Source organism: Mycobacterium sp. NGS39, assembly GCF_059812765.1.
Window position 1 is genome coordinate 1 of record NZ_JCALDH010000005.1, and the last position, 24,285, is coordinate 24,285.

At 67.2% G+C, this 24,285-nt stretch carries 24 protein-coding genes and 1 riboswitch; of the genes, 8 read left to right on the forward strand and 16 right to left on the reverse strand.

Features of this window, described 5'->3' with window-relative positions:
- Nucleotides 1-12 precede the first annotated feature (12 nt).
- Both crp and AC5Y39_RS08435 read right to left on the reverse strand, forming a co-directional pair.
- A complete protein-coding gene (gene crp / locus AC5Y39_RS08430; RefSeq protein ID WP_499950284.1) occupies nt 13-687 on the reverse strand; it encodes a cAMP-activated global transcriptional regulator CRP in 675 nt (224 codons plus the stop codon).
- Between the two features lie 192 nt (nt 688-879).
- A complete protein-coding gene (locus AC5Y39_RS08435; RefSeq protein ID WP_500021692.1) occupies nt 880-1,776 on the reverse strand; it encodes a L,D-transpeptidase in 897 nt (298 codons plus the stop codon).
- 167 nt (nt 1,777-1,943) lie between these two features.
- Between AC5Y39_RS08435 and AC5Y39_RS08440 the strand changes: the two genes are divergently transcribed.
- Nucleotides 1,944-2,330 (forward strand): hypothetical protein, encoded by a 387-nt coding sequence (locus AC5Y39_RS08440; protein ID WP_500048205.1) that lies wholly within the window; start codon nt 1,944-1,946, stop codon nt 2,328-2,330.
- Between the two features lie 27 nt (nt 2,331-2,357).
- Here the strand turns inward: AC5Y39_RS08440 and AC5Y39_RS08445 are convergent, their stop codons facing one another.
- Together AC5Y39_RS08445 and AC5Y39_RS08450 are read right to left on the reverse strand one after the other, a co-directional pair.
- Complete coding sequence (locus AC5Y39_RS08445) at nt 2,358-4,958, reverse strand: FHA domain-containing protein (protein WP_500021458.1); 2,601 nt, start codon at nt 4,956-4,958, stop codon at nt 2,358-2,360.
- Nucleotides 4,959-4,996: 38 nt separating this feature from the next.
- Nucleotides 4,997-6,190: an NADH:flavin oxidoreductase gene (locus tag AC5Y39_RS08450; protein WP_500021456.1), complete on the reverse strand. Its 1,194-nt coding sequence runs from the start codon at nt 6,188-6,190 to the stop codon at nt 4,997-4,999.
- Between the two features lie 38 nt (nt 6,191-6,228).
- Between AC5Y39_RS08450 and AC5Y39_RS08455 the strand changes: the two genes are divergently transcribed.
- Both AC5Y39_RS08455 and AC5Y39_RS08460 read left to right on the forward strand, forming a co-directional pair.
- On the forward strand, nt 6,229-7,074 hold the full coding sequence (locus tag AC5Y39_RS08455) for a bifunctional methylenetetrahydrofolate dehydrogenase/methenyltetrahydrofolate cyclohydrolase (protein ID WP_500021454.1): 846 nt from the start codon (nt 6,229-6,231) through the stop codon (nt 7,072-7,074).
- Complete coding sequence (locus AC5Y39_RS08460; protein ID WP_500021452.1) at nt 7,071-7,364, forward strand: DUF3017 domain-containing protein; 294 nt, start codon at nt 7,071-7,073, stop codon at nt 7,362-7,364. Before AC5Y39_RS08455 ends, AC5Y39_RS08460 begins: the two co-directional genes overlap by 4 nt.
- Before the next feature lie 50 nt (nt 7,365-7,414).
- Here the strand turns inward: AC5Y39_RS08460 and AC5Y39_RS08465 are convergent, their stop codons facing one another.
- From AC5Y39_RS08465 to AC5Y39_RS08485, 5 genes are read right to left on the reverse strand one after another with little or no spacing between them, the layout of a single operon-like run.
- Nucleotides 7,415-8,053, reverse strand: a complete 639-nt coding sequence (locus AC5Y39_RS08465) for an ATPase (RefSeq protein WP_500021466.1) — start codon at nt 8,051-8,053, stop codon at nt 7,415-7,417.
- The gene (locus AC5Y39_RS08470; RefSeq protein WP_500021450.1) at nt 8,050-8,406 is read right to left on the reverse strand and encodes a type II toxin-antitoxin system prevent-host-death family antitoxin; all 357 of its coding nucleotides are present in this window, start codon (nt 8,404-8,406) and stop codon (nt 8,050-8,052) included. Before AC5Y39_RS08470 ends, AC5Y39_RS08465 begins: the two co-directional genes overlap by 4 nt.
- A 32-nt stretch (nt 8,407-8,438) precedes the next feature.
- Nucleotides 8,439-9,170: a class I SAM-dependent methyltransferase gene (locus tag AC5Y39_RS08475; protein ID WP_500021448.1), complete on the reverse strand. Its 732-nt coding sequence runs from the start codon at nt 9,168-9,170 to the stop codon at nt 8,439-8,441.
- Nucleotides 9,167-10,288 (reverse strand): homoserine O-acetyltransferase MetX, encoded by a 1,122-nt coding sequence (metX, locus tag AC5Y39_RS08480; protein ID WP_500021446.1) that lies wholly within the window; start codon nt 10,286-10,288, stop codon nt 9,167-9,169. Before metX ends, AC5Y39_RS08475 begins: the two co-directional genes overlap by 4 nt.
- Nucleotides 10,285-11,637 carry a bifunctional o-acetylhomoserine/o-acetylserine sulfhydrylase gene (locus AC5Y39_RS08485; protein WP_500021444.1) on the reverse strand — a complete coding sequence of 451 codons (1,353 nt, stop codon included), beginning with the start codon at nt 11,635-11,637 and terminating at the stop codon, nt 10,285-10,287. Before AC5Y39_RS08485 ends, metX begins: the two co-directional genes overlap by 4 nt.
- Nucleotides 11,638-11,686: 49 nt before the next feature.
- Nucleotides 11,687-11,806, reverse strand: a riboswitch (SAM riboswitch).
- Nucleotides 11,807-11,966: 160 nt separating this feature from the next.
- Between AC5Y39_RS08485 and AC5Y39_RS08490 the strand changes: the two genes are divergently transcribed.
- Both AC5Y39_RS08490 and AC5Y39_RS08495 read left to right on the forward strand, forming a co-directional pair.
- Nucleotides 11,967-14,204 (forward strand): NADP-dependent isocitrate dehydrogenase, encoded by a 2,238-nt coding sequence (locus AC5Y39_RS08490; protein WP_500021442.1) that lies wholly within the window; start codon nt 11,967-11,969, stop codon nt 14,202-14,204.
- A 40-nt stretch (nt 14,205-14,244) separates the two neighbouring features.
- Complete coding sequence (locus tag AC5Y39_RS08495) at nt 14,245-15,468, forward strand: NADP-dependent isocitrate dehydrogenase (RefSeq protein ID WP_500021441.1); 1,224 nt, start codon at nt 14,245-14,247, stop codon at nt 15,466-15,468.
- Here the strand turns inward: AC5Y39_RS08495 and ephH are convergent.
- Nucleotides 15,465-16,298, reverse strand: a complete 834-nt coding sequence (gene ephH / locus AC5Y39_RS08500) for an epoxide hydrolase EphH (RefSeq protein WP_500021439.1) — start codon at nt 16,296-16,298, stop codon at nt 15,465-15,467. The two genes, AC5Y39_RS08495 and ephH, sit on opposite strands and share 4 nt — an antisense overlap.
- A gap of 75 nt (nt 16,299-16,373) precedes the next feature.
- On the opposite strand from ephH, the gene trpS reads away from it, so the two are divergent.
- On the forward strand, nt 16,374-17,381 hold the full coding sequence (trpS, locus tag AC5Y39_RS08505) for a tryptophan--tRNA ligase (protein WP_500021437.1): 1,008 nt from the start codon (nt 16,374-16,376) through the stop codon (nt 17,379-17,381).
- A gap of 13 nt (nt 17,382-17,394) precedes the next feature.
- On the forward strand, nt 17,395-18,405 hold the full coding sequence (gene yhjD, locus AC5Y39_RS08510) for an inner membrane protein YhjD (RefSeq protein WP_500021435.1): 1,011 nt from the start codon (nt 17,395-17,397) through the stop codon (nt 18,403-18,405).
- Between the two features lie 216 nt (nt 18,406-18,621).
- Here the strand turns inward: yhjD and AC5Y39_RS08515 are convergent, their stop codons facing one another.
- The 3 genes from AC5Y39_RS08515 to AC5Y39_RS08525 all read right to left on the reverse strand — a co-directional run bounded on the left by AC5Y39_RS08515 (nt 18,622) and on the right by AC5Y39_RS08525 (nt 21,804).
- On the reverse strand, nt 18,622-19,821 hold the full coding sequence (locus AC5Y39_RS08515) for a D-alanyl-D-alanine carboxypeptidase family protein (RefSeq protein ID WP_500021464.1): 1,200 nt from the start codon (nt 19,819-19,821) through the stop codon (nt 18,622-18,624).
- 139 nt (nt 19,822-19,960) lie between these two features.
- Complete coding sequence (locus AC5Y39_RS08520; RefSeq protein WP_500021433.1) at nt 19,961-21,346, reverse strand: aspartate aminotransferase family protein; 1,386 nt, start codon at nt 21,344-21,346, stop codon at nt 19,961-19,963.
- Nucleotides 21,343-21,804, reverse strand: a complete 462-nt coding sequence (locus AC5Y39_RS08525) for an Lrp/AsnC family transcriptional regulator (RefSeq protein ID WP_500021431.1) — start codon at nt 21,802-21,804, stop codon at nt 21,343-21,345. Before AC5Y39_RS08525 ends, AC5Y39_RS08520 begins: the two co-directional genes overlap by 4 nt.
- Before the next feature lie 147 nt (nt 21,805-21,951).
- Here AC5Y39_RS08525 and AC5Y39_RS08530 point away from each other — a divergent pair, with 147 nt between their 5' ends.
- Nucleotides 21,952-22,893, forward strand: a complete 942-nt coding sequence (locus tag AC5Y39_RS08530; RefSeq protein ID WP_500021429.1) for a sigma-70 family RNA polymerase sigma factor — start codon at nt 21,952-21,954, stop codon at nt 22,891-22,893.
- On the opposite strand, the gene AC5Y39_RS08535 is transcribed toward AC5Y39_RS08530, so the two are convergent.
- From AC5Y39_RS08535 to sdhC, 3 genes are read right to left on the reverse strand one after another with little or no spacing between them, the layout of a single operon-like run.
- Nucleotides 22,829-23,428: a carboxymuconolactone decarboxylase family protein gene (locus tag AC5Y39_RS08535; RefSeq protein ID WP_500021427.1), complete on the reverse strand. Its 600-nt coding sequence runs from the start codon at nt 23,426-23,428 to the stop codon at nt 22,829-22,831. The two genes, AC5Y39_RS08530 and AC5Y39_RS08535, sit on opposite strands and share 65 nt — an antisense overlap.
- Before the next feature lie 42 nt (nt 23,429-23,470).
- Nucleotides 23,471-23,860 (reverse strand): succinate dehydrogenase hydrophobic membrane anchor subunit, encoded by a 390-nt coding sequence (locus AC5Y39_RS08540; protein WP_500021462.1) that lies wholly within the window; start codon nt 23,858-23,860, stop codon nt 23,471-23,473.
- The gene (gene sdhC, locus AC5Y39_RS08545; protein ID WP_500021425.1) at nt 23,854-24,240 is read right to left on the reverse strand and encodes a succinate dehydrogenase, cytochrome b556 subunit; all 387 of its coding nucleotides are present in this window, start codon (nt 24,238-24,240) and stop codon (nt 23,854-23,856) included. Before sdhC ends, AC5Y39_RS08540 begins: the two co-directional genes overlap by 7 nt.
- Nucleotides 24,241-24,285 lie beyond the last annotated feature (45 nt).

Genomic DNA, 24,285 nt, shown 5'->3' on the forward strand with positions numbered 1-24,285 from the left:
GATAGAGAGCTTCTACCGAGCACGCCGAGCAAGCCGCTCCGGGTCGTCGATCAGCACACTCTTGCCTTCGACTCGGATCCATCCCCGTTTCGCGAAGTCGCTGAGGGCCTTGTTGACCGTCTCCCGCGACGAGCCGACCAACTGAGCAAGCTCCTCTTGGGTGAGGTCGTGGTCGACGCGCAGCGCCGAGCCTTCGCGGGTGCCGAACCGCTGCGCGAGGTGCAGCAGTTGCTTGGCGACCCGGCCGGGAACGTCAGTGAAGATCAAGCTGGTCAACGCATCGTTGGTGCGCCGCAGCCTCCGCGCCAGCACCCGCAGCAGCTGCTCGGCGATATCCGGATACTGAGTGATCCACGAGCGCAGCGCGGCGCGGTCCATCATCACCGCGCGCACCTCGGTCAAGGCGGTGACCGTGGACGTGCGCGGTCCCGGGTCGAAAAGTGCGAGCTCGCCGAACATGTCAGCCGGACCCAGCAGCGTGATCAGACTCTCGCGCCCGTCAGGAGTGCGGCGGCCGACCTTCACCTTGCCGGCGGTGATGATGTACAGCTGCTCGCCAGGGTCGCCTTCGCGGAAGATGGTGTGGCCGCGAGGGAACGTCACCGGCTCGAGCTGCTGGGTGAGCGCGCCGACGGCGCTGGGCGCCACCCCCTGAAAAATACCGGCGCGTGCTAGCACCTCGTTCACGACGACTTCCTCTCAGGTGACGAACCGGGACTGCACGGTGATGGGGGAGTGGTCGACATTGACCAGCAGGATGTCCTGGCGATGCGACGCTACGCGCTTTAGCGCGTCCGCGGAGCACAATCGAGAAAGCTCTAAGTCATTGCGCAGAAAGCAATTACGCCTTGCCGAGCCGATAGCGGCTATAGGTGCCGGCTACATCTGCCAGTCGTTGGACCCGTCGTGCCGCGAGTAGGTGCCGCCGCTGGAGTTCTTCACGATGATCGGATCGCCGGGTCCGAAGTTGTCGAAGAACCACCGGGCGTTGGCCGGGCTGATGTTGATGCAGCCATGACTGACGTCGCGCTTACCCTGGTCGTCCACAGACCACGGAGCGCTGTGCACGAAGTCGCCGCTGTCGTCGAACCGGACGGCGAGCTCGACCGTCGTCTTGTATCCGTAGGTGGAGTTGACCGGAACGCCGTAGGTCGAGGAGTCCATCACCACCGACGGCATCTTCTCTTGGACGTAGTATGTGCCGTTCGGGGTCTGATGGCCGCCGGCTGACATACCCATCGACATCGGCATCGTCTTCACGACGGCTCCGTTGCGGGTGACGGTCAGCTGATGTGTGGCGTCGTCGGCGGTGGCGACCAGCGCATCGCCGGTACGAAAGCTCGACACCGTGCCGCCGGCGTCGACGGTCACCGCGGTGTGGGCGGGCCAGAAGCTCAGCGGACGCCAGCGCAATTGCGTAGGCGTCATCCAGTAGAACTTCCCCGGAACCGGAGGGACCGAGGAGACGTGCACGGCGCCTTCGGCTGCGACGGCGTCGTCGACCAAACCGGGGAAGTTGATGATGATCGGCTGGCCCACGCCCACCGTGGAGCCGTTGGCAGGGACGATCCTCGGCGGTCCGAACGGCGGCGTGCCGGTGAACGGCGTCGGGTCCTGCCCCGCGACCGGCCCGGCGACCACCCCTGGGTCAGGCACGGCCGGATCCGGATCTGCAAGTGCGGGAGCCGCATTCACCGCCAGCACCGAAACCACGAGCGAAGCCGCTGCGGCCGCCCTCGAAACCGTAAAGAGACTTCTTTTCGTCCGGCCCGGCATACAGTCCCTCCAGTCGCGTTCCGCATGCAGTGTCGCATAGCGCCCGGTGCGGCCGTCTTTTCGCCGTGCGCGCTCTGGCGCACGCGAGGTAGCACGTTTCGCGGGGGGTGTCTGCGGGAAGAAGACAGGCGCCGGGGGACTGCACGCTTGCGGATGGAGGGGCTTTGATGAGCAAGTTGTTTCCTCGTTTGGCCGGCGCCCTTGCAGTTGCATTGGCGCCCTTGGCGTACGTGACGGTCGTCTCGCCAGCGGTGAGTCACGCCGACTGCGAGTGGGGTACATGGTGGGACCCGGTGGCGAGCGTGTGTCGGCCGGTGGTGCCGCCGCCTCCGCAGGACTGCGGCTGGGGCAATTGGTGGGATCCGGCAGCCAACGTGTGTCGGCCGGTGGTGCCGCCGCCTCCGCAGGATTGCGGCTGGGGCAATTGGTGGGATCCGGCAGCCAACGTGTGTCGGCCGGTGGTGCCGCCGCCTCCGCAGGATTGCGGCTGGGGCAACTGGTGGGACCCGGTAGCCAACGTGTGCCGTCCCGTGGTGCCGCCTCCGCCCGAGTAGTCGTTTCCCGGAGGAGCCGCGCCGAGGCTACGAGCCCTTAAGGCGGATTCTCCAGCGCACGAACGAGGCGTAGCCGACACAGATCGCGGCCAGCATCGCCATGTCGAACAGCCAGGCGCTCGACGTGTGGTGCCAGTGCGAGTCCTTCGGGGTGAGCGGACCGGGGACGAGCTTGATCAGATCCACCGTCGACGCCGACGCGGCGAATCCCCAGCGCGCCGGCGTGAACCACGAAAGCTGGTCCAGCCCAACGCGATGCGTCACGGGGATCATGCCGCCGGAGAACACCAGCTGCGACATGATCGCCACCACCAGCAGCGGCATGATCTGCTCGTTGGACTTGGCCAGCGCCGACAGCGCCAGGCCCACCATCGCCGCGGCCACACAGGTCAACGCCACGTCGACGAACAGCTCGAAGGCCGGACTCTTCAGCAGCACTGCGCCCTGGGTGGGAGCGCCCTTGCCCCACACCGCAATCGCCACCACGATCGCCGACTGGACCACCGCGAACACCGTGAACACACAGATCTTCGCCAACAGGTAGGCAGTCGTGGACAACCCCACCGCCTGCTCGCGAAGGAAGATCGGCCGCTCGCCGATCAGCGTGCGGATGGTCAGCGCGGTGCCCATGAAGATCGCTCCGACGTTGAGCAGCACCAGAATCTGGCCCGGCTCGTTCGGTGCGTCGCCGTAGGGGTTCGGGATTCCGAACCCGACGTCGCCGGGCACTGCCTTGACCAGTGCGCCCATGATCAGCGGCAGCAGCATCAAGAAGACGAAGTAGCCGCGGTCGGCGACGATCAGCCGCACCTGCCGGCGGGTGACCGTCGAGAACTGCCGCCACAGGCTGGTGTGCACCGGCTTGCCCAAGTCCGTCGGCTTCTCGGTCTCCGGCAGCGACGGCGGGGCCGGATGGCGTTCCAGGAACCGCAGCTTCGCGCCCTCGGGGTCGCTTGCCACGGCGCTGAAGATGTCGGCCCAGTTGGTGGTGCCCATTGCCGAGCCGATGTCGCCGGGTGTCCCGCAGAACGCGGTCTTACCGCCGGGCGCCAGCAGCAGCACCTGGTCGCACACGTCGAGGTAGGTCAGCGAATGGGTCACGACGATCACGGTGCGGCCCGCGTCGGCCAGCTGGCGCAGCATCGTCATCACCTGGCGATCCAGCGCCGGATCCAGACCCGAGGTGGGCTCGTCGAGAATCAGCAGCGACGGGCCGGTGAGCAGCTCCATCGCCACCGAGGCGCGTTTGCGCTGTCCGCCGGACAGCTTGTCCACCCGGGTGCCCGCGTGCGGGGTGAGCTCGAGCTCCTCGAGCACGTTCATCATCACCTGACGCCGGTCTTCCTTGGTGGTGTCCGGCGGCAGCCGCAGCTCGGCCGCATAGCCGAGCGCCTGCTCGACGGTCAGCTGACCGTGCACCACGTCGTCTTGCGGCACCATCCCGATACGACTGCGCAGCGACGCGTACTCGGCGTGGACGTCGTGGCCCTCGAACAGCACCCTGCCGCGGGTCGGATTACTGGCCCCGACAATGACTTTCGCCAGCGTCGACTTGCCGGCGCCGGACGGGCCGATCACCGCGGTCAGCGTGCCGGGCCGCGCCGAGAACGAGATGTTGTCCAGCAGCGTGCGGCCGTGCTCGATCTCCAGGCTGACGTCGCGAACCTCCAAACCGCCTGTGCGGGTGGCGGCTTCGGTCTCGGTACGACGGACCAGCGTGCCGCTCTGGAACACCAGGTCGACGTTGCCGATCGTGACGACGTCGCCGTCGCGCAGCAGCGCCCGGTCCACCCGGTTGCCGTTGACGAACGTGCCGTTGATGCTGCGCGCGTCCTGGATCTCGACGCCCTCGGCCGTCGCCACCAACGTCGCGTGGTGCCGCGACGCCAGCACGTCGGGAATCACGATGTCGTTGTCGGTGGCGCGGCCGATCGTCGTCGCCCCCGGCGGCGGAGGCGCAGCGCCGCCACGCAGGATGCGGATCATGCTCGTCGCCAGGTTCTGGCCGTCGGCGCCGGTGGGACGTGCCGTCGGCCGGATCTGCGTCGGCGGCGGCTGATTGTCCGGCTGCGACACAGGCGGCGACGGCGCCCGGGACGCCGGCGCATTCGTGCTGGGCGGCCGCGTCTGCGGGCCACTGGATGCGCCGGGCGGATACGTGTGCGGCGGCTGCGTCGGCGGGTACGACGGCTGCGGCGTGCTCGGCGGATACTCCGCGGGGGCGTGCGGCACGGACTGCTGGTGGCCCTGCCAGGTGGCAGCGCCGCGGGCTTGGGCCGGCACCGACGTGGTCTGCGGCGGCCGGCCCACAGCACCTTGGTGGCGTCCGACTTCGAATGTCAGCCGGGGGCCGTCCGGGTTGCCGATGTTGATGCTCTGCCCGTCGCGGATCTCCACCGACGGCACGCGGCGGTGGTCGACGAACATCCCGTTGAGGCTGCCGTTGTCGATCGCCACCCAGCGGCCGCGGTCGAACCGCAGCAGCACGTGCGCGCGTGAGACGAGTGGATGAGCGACCCGGACGTCGGCGCGCAGATCGCGGCCGATGACCACGTCATGGCCCGGCGCGAAGGTGCGTTGCGACCCGTCGGTCCGAACAGTCAGCGCGGGCGGTGATGGTCGGCTCATTAGCCGTCACTCTATAAGGGCAGCGGCGTCCCGACGCGTCAGCCGGGCGCTCCGGTGACGACGCATCGGGTGCGCACGGTGGGCCGCGAGCGAAAAGCGGCGGGCATGCACTTGTTGCAGTGCGTGCAGGCCGATCGCACCGCGGTGCCGCCCGCGGCGATCCGGTTGACCAGATCCGGTTCGGCCAGCAACGCGCGGGCCATCGCGACGAACTCGAATCCCTCGGCCATCGCGAGGTCCATGGTTTCGCGGTTGGTGATGCCGCCCAGCAGGATCAGCGGCATCGACAGCTCGGCACGGAACGTGCGCGCCAAGTCGAGCAGGTAGGCGTCGCGGTAGGGGTATTCGCGGAAGATCTTCTTGCCCACCAGCCGCAGCCCCCAGCTCGTCGGGGGCTTGAAGATCTTCGCGAAGTCCTCCAGCGGAACGTCGCCTCGGAACAGGTACATGGGGTTGACGAACGAGCTGCCCGCCGTCGGTTCCAGGGCGTCGAGGCCGCCGTCATCCTGCAGCCAGGTGGCAGTGGTGAGCGCTTCGTCGACGGTGATGCCGGTCCGGATCCCGTCTGCCATATTGAGTTTCGCGGTCACCGCGATCTGGTTGCCCACGGCCTGGCGCACCGCCTGCACCACTTGGCGGGCCACCTTCGCGCGGTTGTGCAGCGAGCCGCCGAACTCGTCGTCACGACGATTCACCAGCGGGCTGAGGAACGAACTGCAGAAGTAGCCGTGCCCCAGATGGATTTCGACGGCGTCGAAGCCGGCGTCGACGGCCAGCCGGGCCGCTGCGGCGTGGTCGGCGATCACCTTGTCGATGTCGTCGCGGGTGGCTTTCTTGGCGAACCGCAGGACGATCGGGTTGAAGCTGCGGACCGGCGCCAGCGCCGGCGATTTGTCGGCCGGGCCCACCCGGACGGGCCCGGCGTGCCCGATCTGCGCGCTGGCCGCGGCGCCTTCGGCGTGCACGGCCTCGGTCAGCCGGCGTAGCCCGGGCACCGCCTCGGGTCGCATCCACAGCTGACCGGCCTCCGTGCGGCCGCCCGGTGACACCGCGCAATAGGCGACGGTAGTCATCGCCACCCCACCGGCCGCAGGCAACCGGTGATATTCGACGAGCTCGTCGGTCACCAGCGCGTCGGGCGTCGCCGCCTCGAACGTCGCTGCCTTGATGATCCGATTACGCAGCGTGATCGGCCCCAGCTTGGCCGGGGAGAACACGCTCATCGGGGCCATGGCTCAAAGCGTGCCACAAGCCTGTCAAACTGAGGTTTGTGACTGCGACGGTGCTCGACGGCAAGGCCACCCGCGACGAGATCTTCACCGACTTGACGCAGCGGGTCCAGGCGCTGACGGCCGCCGGACGCACCCCCGGGCTCGGCACGATACTGGTTGGCGACGACCCCGGCTCGCAGGCCTATGTGCGCGGCAAGCACGCCGACTGCGCGAAGGTCGGCATCACCTCGATCCGCCGCGACCTGCCCGCAGACATCAGCCAGGCCAAGCTGGACGAGACGATCGACGAGCTCAACGACAACCCCGAGTGCACCGGCTACATCGTGCAGCTGCCGCTGCCCAAGCAGTTGGACGAGAACGCGGCTCTGGAGCGCATCGACCCGGAGAAGGACGCCGACGGCCTGCATCCGACCAACCTCGGCCGGCTGGTGCTGGGCAAGGCGGCGCCGCTGCCGTGCACGCCGCGGGGCATCGTGGCGCTGCTGCGCCGCTACGACGTACCGATCGCCGGCGCGCACGTGGTGGTGATCGGCCGCGGTGTGACCGTCGGCCGCCCCCTCGGCCTGCTGCTCACCCGACGGTCGGAAAACGCCACAGTCACCTTGTGCCACACCGGAACTCGTGATTTGCCGGCGCTGACGAGGCAGGCCGACATCGTCGTCGCGGCGGTCGGCGTTGCCCACATGGTGACCGCCGACATGGTTAAGCCGGGGGCCGCGGTCGTCGACGTCGGGGTGAGCCGGGTGGACGGCAAACTCACCGGCGACGTGCATCCCGACGTCTGGGAGGTGGCGGGCCACGTGTCGCCGAATCCCGGCGGCGTGGGGCCGTTGACCCGGGCTTTCCTGCTGACAAACGTCGTGGAGCGTGCGGAGTCGCGATGAGCACCCGCGACGCCGTCCGTCAGGTCGTCCGCGCCCAGTGGCCGATCCTGTTGGTATTCCTCATCTTTGCGGCGGCATTCGTGCTCGTGGTCGCAGACTTCTGGCGGCGCGGGTCGTTGTTGATCGGCATCGGGGTCGCGGTTGCCGCGGTGCTGCGGTTGACCTTGTCGGACAGTCGCGCGGGCCTGCTGGTGGTCCGCAGCCGGCTCACCGACTTCGTGACGATGGCGGTGGTCAGCGCTGTGGTGATCTACATCGCGTGGACGATCGATCCGCTGGGCACCAGGTAGTTCCTGGCCGAGTGTTGGGTTGATCCACGCTTCCTGCGGCCGAGCGTGGCTCAAGTCCACACTCGGCGCGAAATAGCCGCTGCGACAATCGGCTTCGCCCACTCCGGCGTCGACGTCAGGTCGTCCGGCCCGACCACCGCACCGCGCGCCACGTGCAGCACCAGCGATGGACGGGGTTCACAGCCGGTCGCAGGGTCCGCGTCGGCTGAGTTGTCGTATACCCGCAATTCGGTGAGCGCGGGCAGCAGCCGTATCAGGTTTTGCCTACTGTGCCGCCACCGGCGCCGGATGACCGGCTCGGGGATGTCGTGACCGCCTGCCCGGACACGATGCCGCACTCGCGCGATGTGTGTTTCGGCACTGTCGAGCCCGACATACCACATGCGCACCTCGAAGCCATCCAATGCCGCGTCCGTGATCAAGCGCGGGATGGTATTGCCGCCCAGAGTGGTTTCGAGCGCGAAGTCGAGCCGTTGCTCGATCGCACGCTCGAGCAGCCGCTTGCCCTCATGCCACGCGGCAGCGTTGGCCTTCGATTGATCGAGCCCCGGGTTCGCGGCCGTCAAGGACTTGGCGGCTTCGTCGGGGTTGTAGTAGTCGGCGCCGGCCGCGCGGATCATCGCGCCGACAATGCTGCTCTTCCCGGCGCCGTTGACGCCGGCAACCACATAAAGCCGTGGCGGTGTCAGCGTCGGCGCTTCGGACGGGCGGCCTCGACGGCGGCCCGGCCGAGCTCGTCAGGCGTCGCGTCGAAGGCTGCGGCCATGGCTGCCTTGGCCTTCGACGTCTGCAAGCGCTCCAACAATTGGTCGAAGTCTGCGGTCAACTCGTCGAGTGCGGGCACACTGCCCGTCGTCAGGGCCTCGAACTCGTCGTACGACAGCAGCACCGCCTTGGGTGTGTTGTGCTTGGTGATCGCGACTGCGCCGCGGCGCGACGCCTCTTCGAAGACCGCACCGAACTCGTTCTTGAACCGAGTGGCAGCGACCGTCGGCACGTCGACCAGCACACCGTCGCGGTTGCGGAACGTCAAAGTAGCCATATTGGACATTTTAGCCAATAGGGCTAAGCACGTTAGGTCGACAGGGTGGCCCGAATGCACACGGTCACATACGGCAGGGCCAGGCCCGTCGAGTTGGCCAACGCCGGATGCGTGGCGAGCAGTTCGCGCACCTGCCCGAGGGTCCGGGTGCGCACTTCCGTCGGCGAGGTGATGCAGTAGCTGCGCGACGCCACCAAGTCGATCAACGCTTGCGGCGTCAGGTAATTCGTCCACTCCACCTGATGGCGCTGGACGTCGACGAACGGCTCGGGCAGCGTGACGCGGTAGTTGAACGGATCGTCCTCATGGCCGATGATGCGGCCCAAATCGCGTACCCAGCCCATCCGCTCGTCGCGCACGTTCCACACCAGGCCGAGCCGCCCGCCGGGCCGCAGCACCCGCGCTACTTCGGCCACCGCGCGGACCGGGTCGAACCAATGCCAGGCCTGCGCCACCAGCACCGCATCCACGCTGTCGTCGGACAGCGGGATCTCCTCGGCGGTACCGAGCAGCGCGGGCGTGTCGGGCAGCGAATGACGAAGCAGCTCGAGCATTTCCGGGATCGGATCGACCGCAACCACGGACAGCCCGCGTTCGACGAGCCGGGTGGTGAGCTTGCCCGTGCCGGCACCGAGGTCGAGCACGTCGCGCACACCGGGCGGCAGCAGCCAGTCGATGGCCTCCGGAGGGTACGACGGCCGGCCGCGTTCGTATGCGGCCGCTTCGGCTCCGAACGACAGCGAGCGGGCTAGCTGGTCGGTCATGCCGATGCGAGCTTGAGCGTCTGCCGGATCAAATCGCCGACGGCCTCGGACTCGATCAAGAACCCGTCGTGCCCGTACACCGAGTCGACAACGTTCAGCCCGGGGCAGCCCGGCAACAGCTCGGCCAGCTCCTCCTGCAGGCGCAGCGGATACAGCCGGTCGGACGTGATGCCGCCCACCACCACGGGAACCTGACATCGGCTCAGCGCCGCCGGCACACCGCCGCGGCCGCGTCCGACATCGTGGCTGGACAGCGCGTCGGTGAGCACCACATAGCTGCCCGGGTCGAACCGGTCGACCAACTTGGCGCCCTGGTACTCGAGGTAGCTCTGCACCGCGTACCGGCCGCCGGTCAGCGGGTTCTCCGAGGCCTGCGGCTGATTGGCGAAGCGCCGGTCCAGCTCCACCTCGCCGCGGTAGGTCAGATGGGCGAAGCGCCGGGCGATGTCCATGCCGTCGACGGGTTCCCGGCCGGTGCCGTAGTAGTCGCCGCCCTGCCAGTTCGGGTCGGCTTTGATCGCGGCGACCTGGGTGGTCTGCGTGCCGATCTGGTCGGCGGTCGCGCGTGCGCCGACGGCCAGCACCAGCGCCGCGCGCACCTTGTCGGGATGGCCGACGATCCACTCCAGCGCCCGCGCGCCGCCCATCGAGCCGCCGACCACCGCCGCCACCTCCGTGATGCCTACCGCCGCCAGCGCTGCGACGTCGGCTTCCACTTGGTCGCGCACGGTGATCGTGGGAAACCTTGAGCCCCAAGGCCTTCCGTCGGGCGCAGGCGAGCTGGGCCCGGTCGAGCCGCGGCAGCCGCCCAGCACGTTGGTGGCCACAGCGCACCAGCGGTTGGTGTCGATCGGCGCGCCGGGACCCACTGCGCTGTCCCACCAGCCGGGGGTCGGATGGTTCGGGCCGGCGGGTCCGGCGACGTGCGAGTCGCCGGTGAGCGCGTGCAGCACCACCACCACGTTGTCGCGCGCTGGCGACAGCTCACCCCAGCGTTGCAGAGCGATCGACACGTCGTCGATCACCCGGCCGCTCTCCAGTCGCAGCGGGCCGATGTCGACGACGCCTATCTCGCCTTCGGCGGGCAGCTGGGTGGTCGGGACGTCGAAATCCGTCACGACAGCGACCCCACCGACTGGGGGTCGGCGCCCTGCGACGAACTGAACGGCTTGGCGGCGGCGAAGCCGCGCTCGAGGTCGGCGATGATGTCGTCGATCCCCTCGATGCCGACGGCGAGTCGCACCAGGCCCGGGGTCACGCCGGTGGCCAGTTGCTCGTCGGGGCTGAGCTGGCTGTGCGTGGTGGACGCCGGGTGGATCACCAGCGAGCGCACGTCACCGATGTTGGCGACGTGGCTGTGCAGGGTCAGCGCGTTGACGAACGCTTTGCCGGCCTCCACGCCGCCGGCCAGTTCGAACGCCAGCACAGCGCCGGTTCCCTTGGGCGCCAGCTTCTTTCCCAGCTCGTACCACGGCGAGCTGGGCAGCCCGGCGTAGTTCACCGACACCACGTCCTCGTGCCCGGCCAAGTACTGAGCGACGCGTTGCGCATTTTCTACGTGGCGCTCCACCCGCAGGCTCAGCGTCTCCAGACCCTGCGCAATCAGGAACGCGTTGAAAGGCGAAGGGGCAGAACCGAGGTCGCGCAGCAGCTGCACCCGCGCCTTGAGTGCGAAGGCGGGCGGGCCGAGGTCGGCGAACACCACCCCGTGGTAGCTGGGGTCCGGCGTGGTGAAGCCAGGGAAGTTACCGTTGCGCCAGTCGAAGGTGCCGCCGTCGACGATCACTCCGGCGATCGCCGCGCCGTGGCCGCCGAGGTACTTGGTGGCGGAGTGCACGACGATGTCGGCGCCGTGGTTGATCGGCTGGATGAGATACGGGGTCGCGATGGTGTTGTCGACGATCAGCGGCACGCCGACGTCATGGGCCACCCCCGCGACGCCGGGGATATCGAGGATGTCGATCTTGGGGTTGGAAATCGTCTCGGCGAAGAACGCCTTGGTGTTCGGTCGCGCTGCGGCCCGCCACGACTCGAGATCGTCGGGGTCGTCGACGAAGCTGACCTCGATGCCCAGCTTGGGCAGGGAGTAGTGGAACAGGTTGTACGTGCCGCCGTACAGCCGGGGGCTGGACACGACGTGGTCGCCGGCGTTGGCGATGTTGAGGATCGCGTACGTCTCCGCCGCCTGCCCGGACGCCAGGAACAACGCGGCCACGCCGTTCTCCAGCGCGGCGATGCGCTGCTCGACGACCGCGGTGGTGGGGTTGCCGATCCGGGTGTAGATGTTGCCTTCGACCTCGAGGCCGAACAGTGCGGCGGCGTGGGCGGTGTCGTTGAACGTGTACGACGTGGTCTGGTAGATCGGCAGCGCCCGGGCGTTGGTGGCGGCGTCCGGGACCTGGCCGACGTGAATCTGCTTGGTCTCGAACGCCCAGCGGCTGCTGGGATCGTCCTGTTCGTTCGTCATCGATGTGCTCCTGTGGTGAGGGCCGTCCGGTCCGGGGCCCGTCATCACGGACCCGCGCTTGCCGTGTAGCCGCTGGCGGCTACTCAACCTGGTCATCACCCGGGGCACCCCACCGCGGTTGGAGGGTTGCCGGCCAGCGAGCCGGGGCTTGGCGCTGGCGCTCTTGACCGATGAGAAGAGTATCGCATGCCGCAAGCCCACTGCCACCGAGTTCGCGTCGCGGCCGCCCGCTCTGACCTCGCTACCGGACCCACCCCTGACACGGCGGGTGCCTCGACGGAATACTGATAGTCGGCTTGTCCGAAACGATGGCGGGAGACACCCAACACATGAGCAATGAGCAACCGACCATCATCTACACGCTGACCGACGAAGCGCCGCTGCTGGCTACTTATGCCTTGCTGCCGGTCATCCGCACTTTCACCGAGCCGGCGGGGATCAAGGTCGAAACCAGTGACATCTCGCTGGCGGCCCGCATCCTGGCGGAGTTCTCCGACTGCCTGGACGAAGATCAGCGCGTGCCGGACAACCTGGCCGAGCTGGGCCGGCTGACTCAGCTGCCCGACACCAACATCATCAAACTGCCCAACATCAGCGCCTCGGTGCCGCAGCTCACCGACGCGGTCAAGGAACTGCAGGAGAAGGGCTACGCGGTGCCCGACTATCCGGCGCATCCCAAGACCGACGAGGAGAAGGCGCTCAAGGAGCGCTTCGCGAAGGTACTCGGCAGTGCCGTCAATCCCGTTCTGCGCGAAGGCAATTCGGATCGGCGCGCAGCGAAGGCGGTCAAGGAGTACGCGCGCAAGCACCCGCACAGCATGGGCGAGTGGTCGCAGGCCTCCCGCACCCATGTGGCGACGATGAAGAGCGGCGACTTCTACCACGGCGAGAAGTCGATGACGCTGGACCGCCCGCGCGACGTGCGGATGGAGCTGAAGACCAAGCGCGGCGAGACGATCGTGCTCAAGCCCGAGGTGAAGCTCGACGAGGGTGACGTCATCGACAGCATGTTCATGAGCAAAAAGGCGCTGTGCGCGTTCTACGAGCAGCAGATCGAGGACGCCTACAAGACCGGCGTGATGTTCTCCCTGCATGTCAAGGCCACGATGATGAAGGTCAGCCACCCGATCGTGTTCGGCCACTGCGTGAAGGTGTTCTACAAGGAAGCGTTCGCCAAGCATCAGGACGTGCTCGACGAACTCGGCGTGAACGTCAACAACGGCATGGTCGACCTCTACAACAAGATCGAGGCGCTGCCGGGATCGTTGCGCGAGGAGATCATCAACGACATCCACGCCGTGCACGAGCATCGTCCCGAATTGGCGATGGTCGATTCGGCGCGGGGCATCACGAACTTCCACTCGCCGTCCGACGTGATCGTCGACGCATCGATGCCGGCGATGATCCGCCTCGGCGGCAAGATGTACGGCGCCGACGGCCGGACCAAGGACACCAAGGCGGTCAACCCAGAGTCGACATTCAGCCGCATTTATCAGGAGATGATCAACTTCTGTAAGACCCACGGTCAGTTCGACCCGACCACCATGGGCACCGTGCCGAACGTCGGCCTGATGGCACAGAAAGCCGAGGAGTACGGCAGCCACGACAAGACCTTCGAGATCCCCGAGGACGGCGTCGCCGACATCGTCGACAACGAGACCGGCGAAGTGCTGATGACGCAGAACGTCGAAGAGGGCGACATCTGGCGCATGCCCGTCACCAAGGATGCGGCGATCCAGGACTGGGTGAAGCTGGCCGTCACCCGGGCCCGCGACTCCGGCATGACCGTGGTGTTCTGGCTCGACATCGAACGCCCGCACGAGGTCGAGCTACGCAAAAAGGTGAAGAAGTACCTGCAGGACCACGACACCGAGGGCCTGCACATCCAGATCATGCCGCAGGTGTGGGCCATGCGGTACACGCTCGAACGCGTGGTGCGCGGCAAAGACACGATCGCGGCCACCGGCAACATCCTGCGCGACTACCTGACCGATCTGTTCCCGATCCTGGAGCTGGGCACCAGCGCCAAGATGCTGTCGATCGTGCCGCTGATGGCCGGCGGTGGCATGTATGAGACCGGCGCGGGCGGCTCGGCGCCCAAACACGTCAAGCAGCTGGTCGAGGAGAACCACCTGCGGTGGGATTCGCTCGGCGAGTATCTGGCGTTGGGCGCGTGCCTGACGGATATCGGCACGAAAACCGGAAACAAGCGGGCCACGGTTCTCGGCAAGACGCTCGACGGTGCGATCGGCTGCTTCTTGGAGAACGACAAGAGCCCGTCGCGCAAGACCGGCGAGCTGGACAACCGGGGCAGCCACTTCTATCTCGCTTTGTACTGGGCGCAGCAGCTGGCCGAGCAGAGCGACGACCAAGAGCTCGCGGATCACTTCGCGCAGCTGGCGAAGTCGCTGTCGGAGAACGAAGACACGATTCTGTCGGAACTCGCTGCCGCGCAAGGCAATTCGGTCGACATCGGCGGCTACTACTACCCGGATCCCGAAAAGACCACCGCAGTGATGCGGCCCAGCAAGACGTTCAACCAGACGCTGGAGGCCGCCCAAGCCTGAGCGCCGTTTCGCGCCATTCGGCCCTTGTAGTGTGGCGACCATGTCCAAGGTCAAGGTCGAAGGCACCGTCGTGGAGCTCGACGGCGACGAGATGACCCGGGTCATTTGGAAGTCCATCAAGGACACGCTGATCCTGCCCCACTTGGACATCGACCTCGAGTATTACGACCTCGGCATCGAGCACCGCGACGAAACCGACGACCAGGTGACCGTCGACGCCGCGCATGCGATCCAAAAGCACGGTGTCGGCGTGAAATGCGCGACGATCACCCCCGACGAGGCCCGGGTCAAGGAGTTCAACCTCAAGAAGATGTGGCTGTCGCCCAATGGGACGATCCGAAACATCCTCGGCGGCACCATCTTTCGTGCACCGATCGTGATCAACAACGTCCCCCGCCTGGTGCCCGGCTGGACCAAGCCGATCATCATCGGCCGCCACGCGTTCGGCGACCAGTATCGGGCCGAGAACTTCGCGTTCGACCGGCCGGGCACGTTCACGATCACCTTCACTCCCGACGACGGCAGCGAGCCCGTCCAGCAGGAGGTCGTCCACATCCCCGACGAGGGCGGGGTGATCATGGGCATGTACAACTTCAAGCGCTCGATCTCCGACTTCGCGCGCGCGTCGTTCAAGTACGGGCTGAAAGAGCGCTATCCGGTCTACCTGTCGACCAAGAACACGATCCTCAAGGCCTACGACGGGATGTTCAAGGACGAGTTCCAGCGCATCTACGACGAGGAGTTCAAAGACGAGTTCGAGCGCAACGGCCTGACCTACGAGCACCGGTTGATCGACGACATGGTCGCCTCGGCGCTGAAGTGGGAGGGCGGCTACGTCTGGGCGTGCAAGAACTACGACGGCGACGTGCAGTCGGACGCCGTCGCGCAGGGTTACGGGTCGCTGGGGTTGATGACGTCGGTGCTGATGACACCCGACGGCAAGATCGTCGAGGCCGAGGCGGCGCACGGCACCGTGACGCGACACTTCCGGCTGCACCAGCAGGGCAAGCCGACGTCGACGAACCCGATCGCGTCGATCTTCGCGTGGACGCGGGCGCTGGAGCACCGCGGCAAACTCGACGACACCCCTGAGGTGATCGAGTTCGCGCAGAAGCTGGAGAGCGTGGTGGTCGACACCGTCGAGGGCGGGCAGATGACCAAGGACCTCGCGGCGCTGATCGGTCCCGACCAGGAGTGGCTGACCACCGAGGACTTCATGGCCGCCCTCGACGACAACCTGCAGAAAGCGCTCGCCGAGGGTTAACCCGTCGACTGCACGGGCGGCGTCCCGAGGTGCTCGTCGACCCACTTCAGGATCACGTCGGTGACGCGCTCGGGGGCCTCGAACATCGGGATGTGGCCGACGCCGTCGAGCTCGGTGACCTGGGTGATCTCCGGGATGTGGGTGTGGAAGTGCCGGGTGTAGCGCGGATGCGGCAGAACCCGGTCCTTCTCGCAGATCACCAGGTGCGTCGGGGTGCAGGTCTCGGCCAGTTCCATCAGCCCGGGCGCCATCAACGACTTCATCAGCAGCTGGTAGTAGGCCGGGCAGTTGCGGACGTCGTCGATGATGTCGAGCAGGTCGCTCTCGGGCAGGGTTTCCGGTGATGCGCTGATCGGGAAGTGCGCGAGATATCGGCTGAACGGCAGGCTCAGCACCCGCGGGCCGAGCAGCTTCACCAGCACATACAGCGGCGCGCCGGCCAGGAACTTGGCGACGATCTCGAACTTCACCGGCGACCACTGGTGCCAGCCGCCCGCCGGAGCGATCGCGGTGATCGTGCGGGCACGGCCCCGGCGCTCCAGCTCGAACGCCACCCAGCCGCCCAGCGAGTTGCCCACGATGTGGGCGGTTTTCCAGCCGAGGTCGTCGAGCTGGCGCTCCAGATGATCGGCGAGCGTGGCGCTGTCGAGCTTCCAACTGCCTTTCGGGCCGCCGTTGTGGCCGGCCATGGTCGGCGCGAACACCTCGTAGCGCCCAGTGTCCGCGATCCGCGGGGCGACTTTCTTCCAGACGTTCTGCGACATCATGAACGGGTGCAGCAGAAGCATCGGCTCGCCGGAGCCGAGGTGAATGGGGGCACGCTCGCGCATGATGGCGACCATAAAGGCGGTACCGCGGGTACCGCAAGCGCGCAGGACGCCCGTGGGTGAAAAGATTGGCCGATCATGAGCAAGCAGAAACGCGTCTTCTCCGGCGTTCAGCCGACCTCCGACTCGCTGCACCTGGGCAACGCCCTGGGCGCGGTGACGCACTGGGTGGGGCTGCAGGACGAGTTCGACGCGTTCTTCTGCGTGGTCGACCTGCACGCGATCACCGTCCCGCAGGATCCAGATGTGTTGCGCCGGCGCACGCTGGTGACCGCCGCGCAGTATCTGGCCTTGGGAATCGACCCGGCCCGCAGCACCATCTTCGTGCAGAGCCACGTGCCCGCCCACACCGAATTGGCTTGGGTGCTGGGCTGTTTCACCGGCTACGGGCAGGCGTCGCGCATGACGCAGTTCAAGGATAAGGCTTTGCGGCAGGGCACCGAGTCGACCACGGTCGGGCTGTTTACCTATCCGGTGCTGATGGCTGCCGACGTGTTGTTGTACGACACCGATCTGGTGCCGGTCGGTGAGGATCAGCGTCAGCATCTGGAGCTGGCGCGTGACGTCGCACAGCGTTTCAACGGCCGCTTCCCGGGCACTTTCGTGGTGCCCGAGGTGCTGATCCCGAAGGCGACGGCCAAGATCTACGACTTGAGCGACCCGACGTCGAAGATGAGCAAGTCGGCGCCCACCGAGGCGGGGTTGATCAATCTGCTCGACGATCCGAAGATCACCGCGAAGAAGATCCGCTCGGCGGTCACCGACAGTGGTCGGGAGGTCCGCTACGACCCGCAGAACCAGCCGGGAGTGTCGAACCTGCTGACCATCCAATCGGCGATCACCGGCACCGACGTCGACAAGCTGGTCGAGGGCTATGCGGGCCGCGGCTACGGCGACCTCAAGCGAGACACCGCCGACGCGGTCGTGGAGTTCGTCACCCCCATCCGGGCGCGTGTCGACGAATTACTGAGCGACACAACCGAGTTGGAAGCGATTCTGAAGAAGGGCGCCGACCGGGCCCGCGAGGTGTCGGCAAAGACGATCGCCAATGTCTATGAGCGGCTAGGGTTCTTGCAGATTCCCTAACAGGAGACAGCCCATGCCGGACAAGCCGGGCATCCTCGATCGGCTGCGGGCACGCTATGGCTGGTTCGACCATGTGATGCGGGCTCAGCAGCGCTACCGCGACGCCAACGGCGACTTCTTCGCCGCAGGGATCACGTACTTCACGGTGTTCGCGTTGTTTCCGTTGCTCATGGTGGCGTTCGCGATCGCCGGGTTCGTGTTGTCGCGCCAACCAGAGCTGCTCGCACAGCTCGAGGATCGCGTCAAGCACACGGTGTCGGGCGAATTCGGCCACCAGATCGTCGAACTCATCGCCGCCGCGATCGAATCGCGGACGTCCGTGGGCGTCATCGGCCTGGCCACCGCGCTGTGGGCGGGCCTGGGCTGGATGGCCAACATCCGCGAGGCGCTGAGCGCGATGTGGGACCAGCGGCACGAAGCCGGAAGCTTTGTGCGTACCAAGCTGTCGGATCTCGGCGCGCTGCTGTCAGTGTTCCTTGCACTCGTCGTCACCATCGGGTTGTCGGCGCTGTCGACCGCGGGTCTGATGCGAAAAGTGTTGCGCTGGTTGGGCATTGCTCATCTTCCGGGGGTCGGCGTGGCACTGCAGATCACATCGGTGCTGGCGTCGGTGCTGGTTTCCTGGCTGTTGTTCGCGTGGATGATCGCCCGGCTGCCGCGGGAGTCGCTGAGCGTGCGCAGCTCGCTGCGCGCCGGGCTGCTGGCCGCGGTGGGTTTCGAGGTGTTCAAGCAGCTGGGGTCGTTGTATCTGGCGACGGTCATGCATGGGCCGGCGGGGGCGACGTTCGGGCCGGTGCTGGGTCTCTTGGTATTCGCCTACATCACGGCGCGGCTGGTGTTGTTCGCGACGGCGTGGGCGGCGACGTCGTCGGAAAACCTCGCCGCCGCACCGGTGGTGCCGCCGGACGCCGCGATCATTGCGCCACGTACTTCCGAGGGCGTCGGGTTGCGTGCGGCTTTCATCGCCGGTGCGTTGGGGGCCCTTGGGGCGCTAGGCCTTTCACGGCTCATGCGCCGAATGTGAACTCACTGCGAGAATCCGGCCGAATCGTCGCAGCCAGCGCACGCTCGGCGATGGAGCTGGCTCGACCTCTGTGCCGGCGGTTTCTGCAGCACTGGCGGGGTGGTGGCCTGCGACGGCGAGCGCGTGGTTCTTCGAGGTCATGGCCCGATGCTGGTATGCGTCGGCCAACGGCGCATGAGGCATTTGCCTCAAAGGCGATCTGGAATCGGCGAAGGACTAGCTTTGTGCGCGGCGGTTGATCGAGCGGGCGGCCAGGATCAAGCCGAACACGATCAACGCGCCCACGATCGCGACACCGACGCGCACCGGCAGGTCGTTCATCGAAGCCGGCAGGCCCGCCGCGGCCGACGGGGCGCTGGTGTCAGAAGCGGTCTTGGGCACCAGCGACGGGTCCGGCTCCACCAGCTTGCCCACCATGGTGCCCGGCGGCGTCGCGAAGCCGTAGTCCAGCAGATGCGCCGCCTGCTGCCACGGCGGGATGGGCTGGCGGGTGCCGTGCAGCAGCACCGCCATCAGGCGCCGGCCGTCGCGGTTGGCCGCACCGACGAACGTCTGGCCGGCGTCGTCGGTGTAGCCCGTCTTGCCGCCCATCGCGCCCGGATAGTTATAAAGGAGCTGGTTGTCGTTCTCGAGCGTGTAGGCGGGGTGCGGCTCGTCGCCGGGAACATTGGGCCGGGCCGGGTGACCGGGGAACTCGAACGTCTTGGTGGCGACGATCTGCGCGAAGATCGGGTTCTGCCAGGCATACCGGTAGAACAGGCCCATGTCGTAGGCCGACGTGCTCATCCCGGGGCCGTCCAGGCCGGACGGGGTGGCGGCACGGGTGTCGGTGGCGCCGAGCTTGCGCGCCAGCGCGTTGATCTTGCCCAGCGCGACGTCCATGCCGCCCAGCTGCATCGCGAGCGCATGCGCGGCGTCGTTGCCGGAGTGCATCAGCAGCCCGTGCAGCAGCTGGAAGACCGTGTAGGTGCCGCCCTGGTCGACGCCGACGCGGGTGCCCTCGGCGTTGCCGTCCTCGGCGGTGCCGGTGACCACCTTCCCGATGCCGAGTTCGTTGATCGCCTGCATCGCAACCAGCACCTTGATGATGCTGGCGGGCCGGTGCCGTCCGTGTGGATCCTTGGCGGCGACCACGGCGCCGGTGTCGAGGTCCGCGACGAGCCACGCGTCGGCGGAGACGTCGTTGGGCAGCGGCGGGGTGTTGGGCGCGACGACCACCCCGCAGCCGCTCAGTGCGTCACCGCCCATCGGTTTGGCCGGAACCGGCAACGGCTGCGGGGCCTCTCCGGCGGTCGGCACCTCGGATTCGTCGACGGCAGGCGGGGTGGTCACCCGGTACGGGCACGAAGGTGTGTCAGGGGCCGCAACCGGCTCGGCGGACGCCGGCGGCATGCCGCCCAGCGTCGGAAAGCCCATCAGCACCGCTGCCGAAGCCGCGCACAGTGCGCGCCGGCCGATCTTCGTCAACCCACCCATCGAGACCGCAGGTTACGGGACGAAGGTCACGGCAGCCGTCATGACCCGCCGCTTGCCGGTCACAGGTCTGCCACATCGCCTACAGGCGCCGCCACGCCTCCGACAGCACGTGGCGCAGGATCTGCTCGATCTCGTCGAACTCGGCCTGCCCGCTGATCAGCGGCGGTGCGAGCTGCACCACGGGATCGCCGCGGTCGTCGGCGCGGCAGTACAGGCCCGCCTCCAGCAGTGCCGACGACAAGAATCCCCGCAGCAGCCGTTCGCTCTCCTCGTCGGTGAACGTCACCTTGTCGGCCTTGTCCTTCACCAGCTCGACGGCGTAGAAGTAGCCTTCGCCCCGGACGTCGCCGACGATAGGCAGGTCGTAAAGCCTTTGCAGCGTAGTGCGCAGCGCGGCGGCGTTGTGCTTGACGTGGTCGTTGATGCGCTCGCGTTCGAAGACGTCGAAGTTGGCCAGTGCGACCGCGGACGACACGGGATGGCCGCCGAACGTGTAGCCGTGCGGAAATGTCGTCTTACCGTCGTTGAACGGTTCGAACAGCCGGTCGGAGGCGATCATCGCGCCGATCGGCGAGTAGCCCGACGACATGCCCTTCGCGCAGGTGATCATGTCGGGGACGTAGCCGAAGTCGTCACACGCGAACATCGACCCGATCCGGCCGAACGCGCAGATCACTTCGTCGGACACCAGGAGAACGTCGTACTCGTCGCAGATTTCGCGTACCCGCTCGAAGTAGGCGGGTGGCGGCGGGAAGCACCCGCCCGCGTTCTGCACCGGCTCGAGGAACACCGCGGCGACGGTGTCGGGCCCTTCGGATTCGATCACCTCGGCGATCCGGTCTGCAGCCCAGCGCCCGAACTCCTTGGCGTCGGTGTTCACCGGCGCGGGCGCGCGGTAGAAGTTGGTGTTGGGCACCCGGAAGGTGCCCGGTGGCAGTGGCTCGAACGGCTTCTTGAAGTTCGGTAGGCCGGTGATCGCGAGCGCGCCGTGCGGGGTGCCGTGGTAGGCGATCGACCGCGAAATCACCTTGTACTTATGGGGTTTGCCGACCAGCTTGAAATACTGCTTGGCCAGCTTCCACGCGGTTTCCACCGCCTCGCCGCCGCCGGTGGTGAAGAACACCCGGTTCAGGTCGCCCGGCGCGTAGTGCGCCAGCCGTTCGGCCAGTTCGATCGCCGGCGGGGTGGCGTAAGACCACAGCGGAAAAAACTCCAGCTGCCTGGCTTGCCGGGCGGCGGCGTCAGCCAGTTCTGCGCGGCCATGGCCCACCTGGACGACGAACAGTCCGGACAGCCCGTCGAGGTAGCACCTGCCGTGGTTGTCCCAAATCCGCACGCCCTCACCGCGAGTGATGACCGGCGGGGTGATGCCGGCGCCGTGCCGGGCGAAATGGCCCCACAGGTAGCGGTCTGCCTTCGCCGACAGGTCAGCCGAAATGTTCTGGGTGGGACCGCTTGTGGTCATCGCGTGCCCCAATTGTATTGCTGCTTGACGAGTTTGAGGTAAACCAGTGTCTCAGCACACGTGACGCCGGGCAGCGCCCGGATCTGGGTGTTGAGCAAACCCAGCAAGTGGTCGTCGTCCTCGCAGACGACTTCGGCGATCACGTCGAAGGAGCCGGCGGTCAGCACCACGTAGTCGACCGACGTCAATGCGGCCAGCTGCTCGGCGAGCTTGCCGGAGTCGCCGGTGCAGCGGATGCCGATCAACGCCTGGCGGGCGAAGCCCAGCTGCATCGGGTCGGTCACGGCGACGATCTGCATCACTCCTGCGTCGATCATCCGCTGAACCCGTTGGCGCACAGCGGCTTCCGACAATCCCACTGCCTTACCGATTCCGGCGTAGGACCGGCGGCCGTCCTCCTGCAGCTGCTCGATGATCGCTTTCGACAGCTCGTCGAGTTGGCCGTCGGTGCTGGGCATGGGAAAGATTCTGGCACGGATTCCGTCGTCGTGGGCAACCCAGACGACGCTTTGACTCGTGGCTTCCGGATGCACGCAACGGATTGGGTGAGCGAAGAATCATGGCCTTCGAAGCGTGGTCGGCCGGCCGCTAATAGACTCTGGTGAATGACCGCAGCGCAGCGGGTCGACGAGTTCGAGGCTTTGCGCCCTCATCTGCTTTCGGTGGGTTACCGGCTCACCGGCACAGTGGCCGACGCCGAGGACGCGGTACAGGATGCGTGGTTGCGGTGGCAGCACTCCGGAGACGAGCCCGGGGACTTGCGGGCTTGGCTGACCAGAGTGGTGAGCAGGCTGGCGCTGGACCGGCTGCGGTCAGCGGCCAGACGGCGCGAAACCTATGTGGGGGAGTGGCTTCCGGAACCGGTGGTCACCACTCCCGGCACCGATGATCCGCTGGCCGCGGTGGTCGCCGACGAAGACGCACGGTACGCGGCGATGGTGGTGCTGGAGCGGTTGACGCCGGATCAGCGGGTGGCGTTCGTGCTGCACGACGGCTTCGGGGTGCCGTTTTCGGAGATCGCGTCGATTCTGGGTACGACGGAGGCGTCGGCGCGGCAATTGGCGTCGCGTGCCCGCCGGATCGTCGGCGACGAGCCGCTTGCGCGGCCGGTGGATGCGTCGCACGACGAGGTGGTGGGCCGGCTGCTGGCCGCGATGGCCGAGGGTGACATGGATGCGGTGATCGGACTGCTGCACCCCGACGTCACGCTCGTCGGCGACGCAAATGGCAAGACCCGCACCGCAATTCATACGATCACAGGTCCGGACAAGGTGGCGCGGTTCCTGTTCGGGCTGGCCCGCCGCTACGGTCCCGGCTGGCTGGAGTCGAGCCGGCTGGCGCTGGTGAACGGCGAACTCGGCGCCTATTCGGTCGGCAGCCCCGGCAGCGACGGCCACGAGCCCGTGCACCCGAGGATCATCGCGGTCGCCGTGCGCGACGGCAAGGTCGCGGCCGTCTGGGACGTGGCCAACCCGGACAAGTTCACCGGTTCGCCGCTGGCCGCTGATCGTCGGCCCACGGAACCCGGCACGCCTCACCAGAGCTGAAGCCCTGTTCGGTGATGCCCAGCGCGGTGTTCATCCGGGCTCGCATGTTCTCGACGCCGATCTGGTAAGTCAGCTCGATCACCCCGGCGTCGCCGAAACGGCGTCGCAGATCGGCCACTTGTTCGTCGGTGACGGTGTGCGGGTCGCGGGTCATCGCGTCGGCGTAGGCGATCGCGGCGCGCTCGTCGTCGTCGTACAGCGGCGAGGTGGCGTAGTCGTCAATGTGCTTGAGCCGCTCCAGGTCCAGGCCCTCGAGGCGGATCAGCATCGAGCCGAAGTCCACGCACCACGAGCAGCCGACGGTGCGGGCGGTCCAGTACACGGCGAGCTCGCGGACGTTCGCGGGCAGCTTGGTCGAGGCCTTCTGCAGCGCGGTCTCGTGGACCGCATTGGCCGTCAGCAGGCCGGGGTGATGAGCCGCGACCGCGAACGGTTCGGGCACTTCGCCGAACCGGCGCTTGGCGTAGCGGTACATCAGCCGGGTCAGCAGATTGGCGCGGTGAGGGGGCAGAGGCGGGATGCGGGTGTTGGTCATACCCCTTAGACGCCGCAGCCCACCGATGTGTGACAGCCGAAATCACGAGACGTTGGGGTCGAACGTGACGATCACGTAGGTGCCGAGCACCAGGGTGAACGTCATCGACACCGCGAGCAGGCCCTTGAGCCAGCGCCGGGTGGAGTCCTTGCGGGCGTAGTCGTCGATGATCACGCGCATGCCGTTGCCGCCGTGCAGCTGCGCCAGCCACAGCAGCAGCAGATCCCATATCCGCAACCATGGCGAATGCCATTGTGCAGCAACGAAATTGAAGTCGATCCGGTGTACACCGTCGTCGGCGATCAGCGTGACGTACAGGTGTCCCACCGCCAGCACCACGAGCGCGAGCCCGGAGAACCGCACGAAAAGCCACGCGGACCTCTCGAACCGCCGGCCCCGCGGAGAGCGGGGCGCATCCACCGGCGTCACGATCGCTGCACCAGGTGCGCGCCCAGCACGATCAGCGCCGGAATCACCGCGGCCAGCCACAGGATGATGACGGCCCACCGCAAGAACATCTGGAGGCGCTCACGAGGCGACAGGAAGTCGACGACGACCACGCGGATCCCGTTGAGCGCGTGAAAGAGCACCGCGGCCACCAGTACCGCCTCCATGAGGCCGACGACCGGCGTCTTGTAGAGCGCGACCACCTGGTCGTAGGCCTGAGGGCTGACCCGCACCAGCGCGGTGTCGAGGACGTGGACGAAGAGGAAGAAGAAGATCGCCGCCCCCGAGATGCGGTGCAGCACCCACAACCAGATCCCAGGATCGCCGCGGCGGACGGCCTTGCGCTCCATCGACGTGGTGCTCATGACGACAGTAAACCCTGCCGCCCCTTCGTCCCGAACCATGCGTCG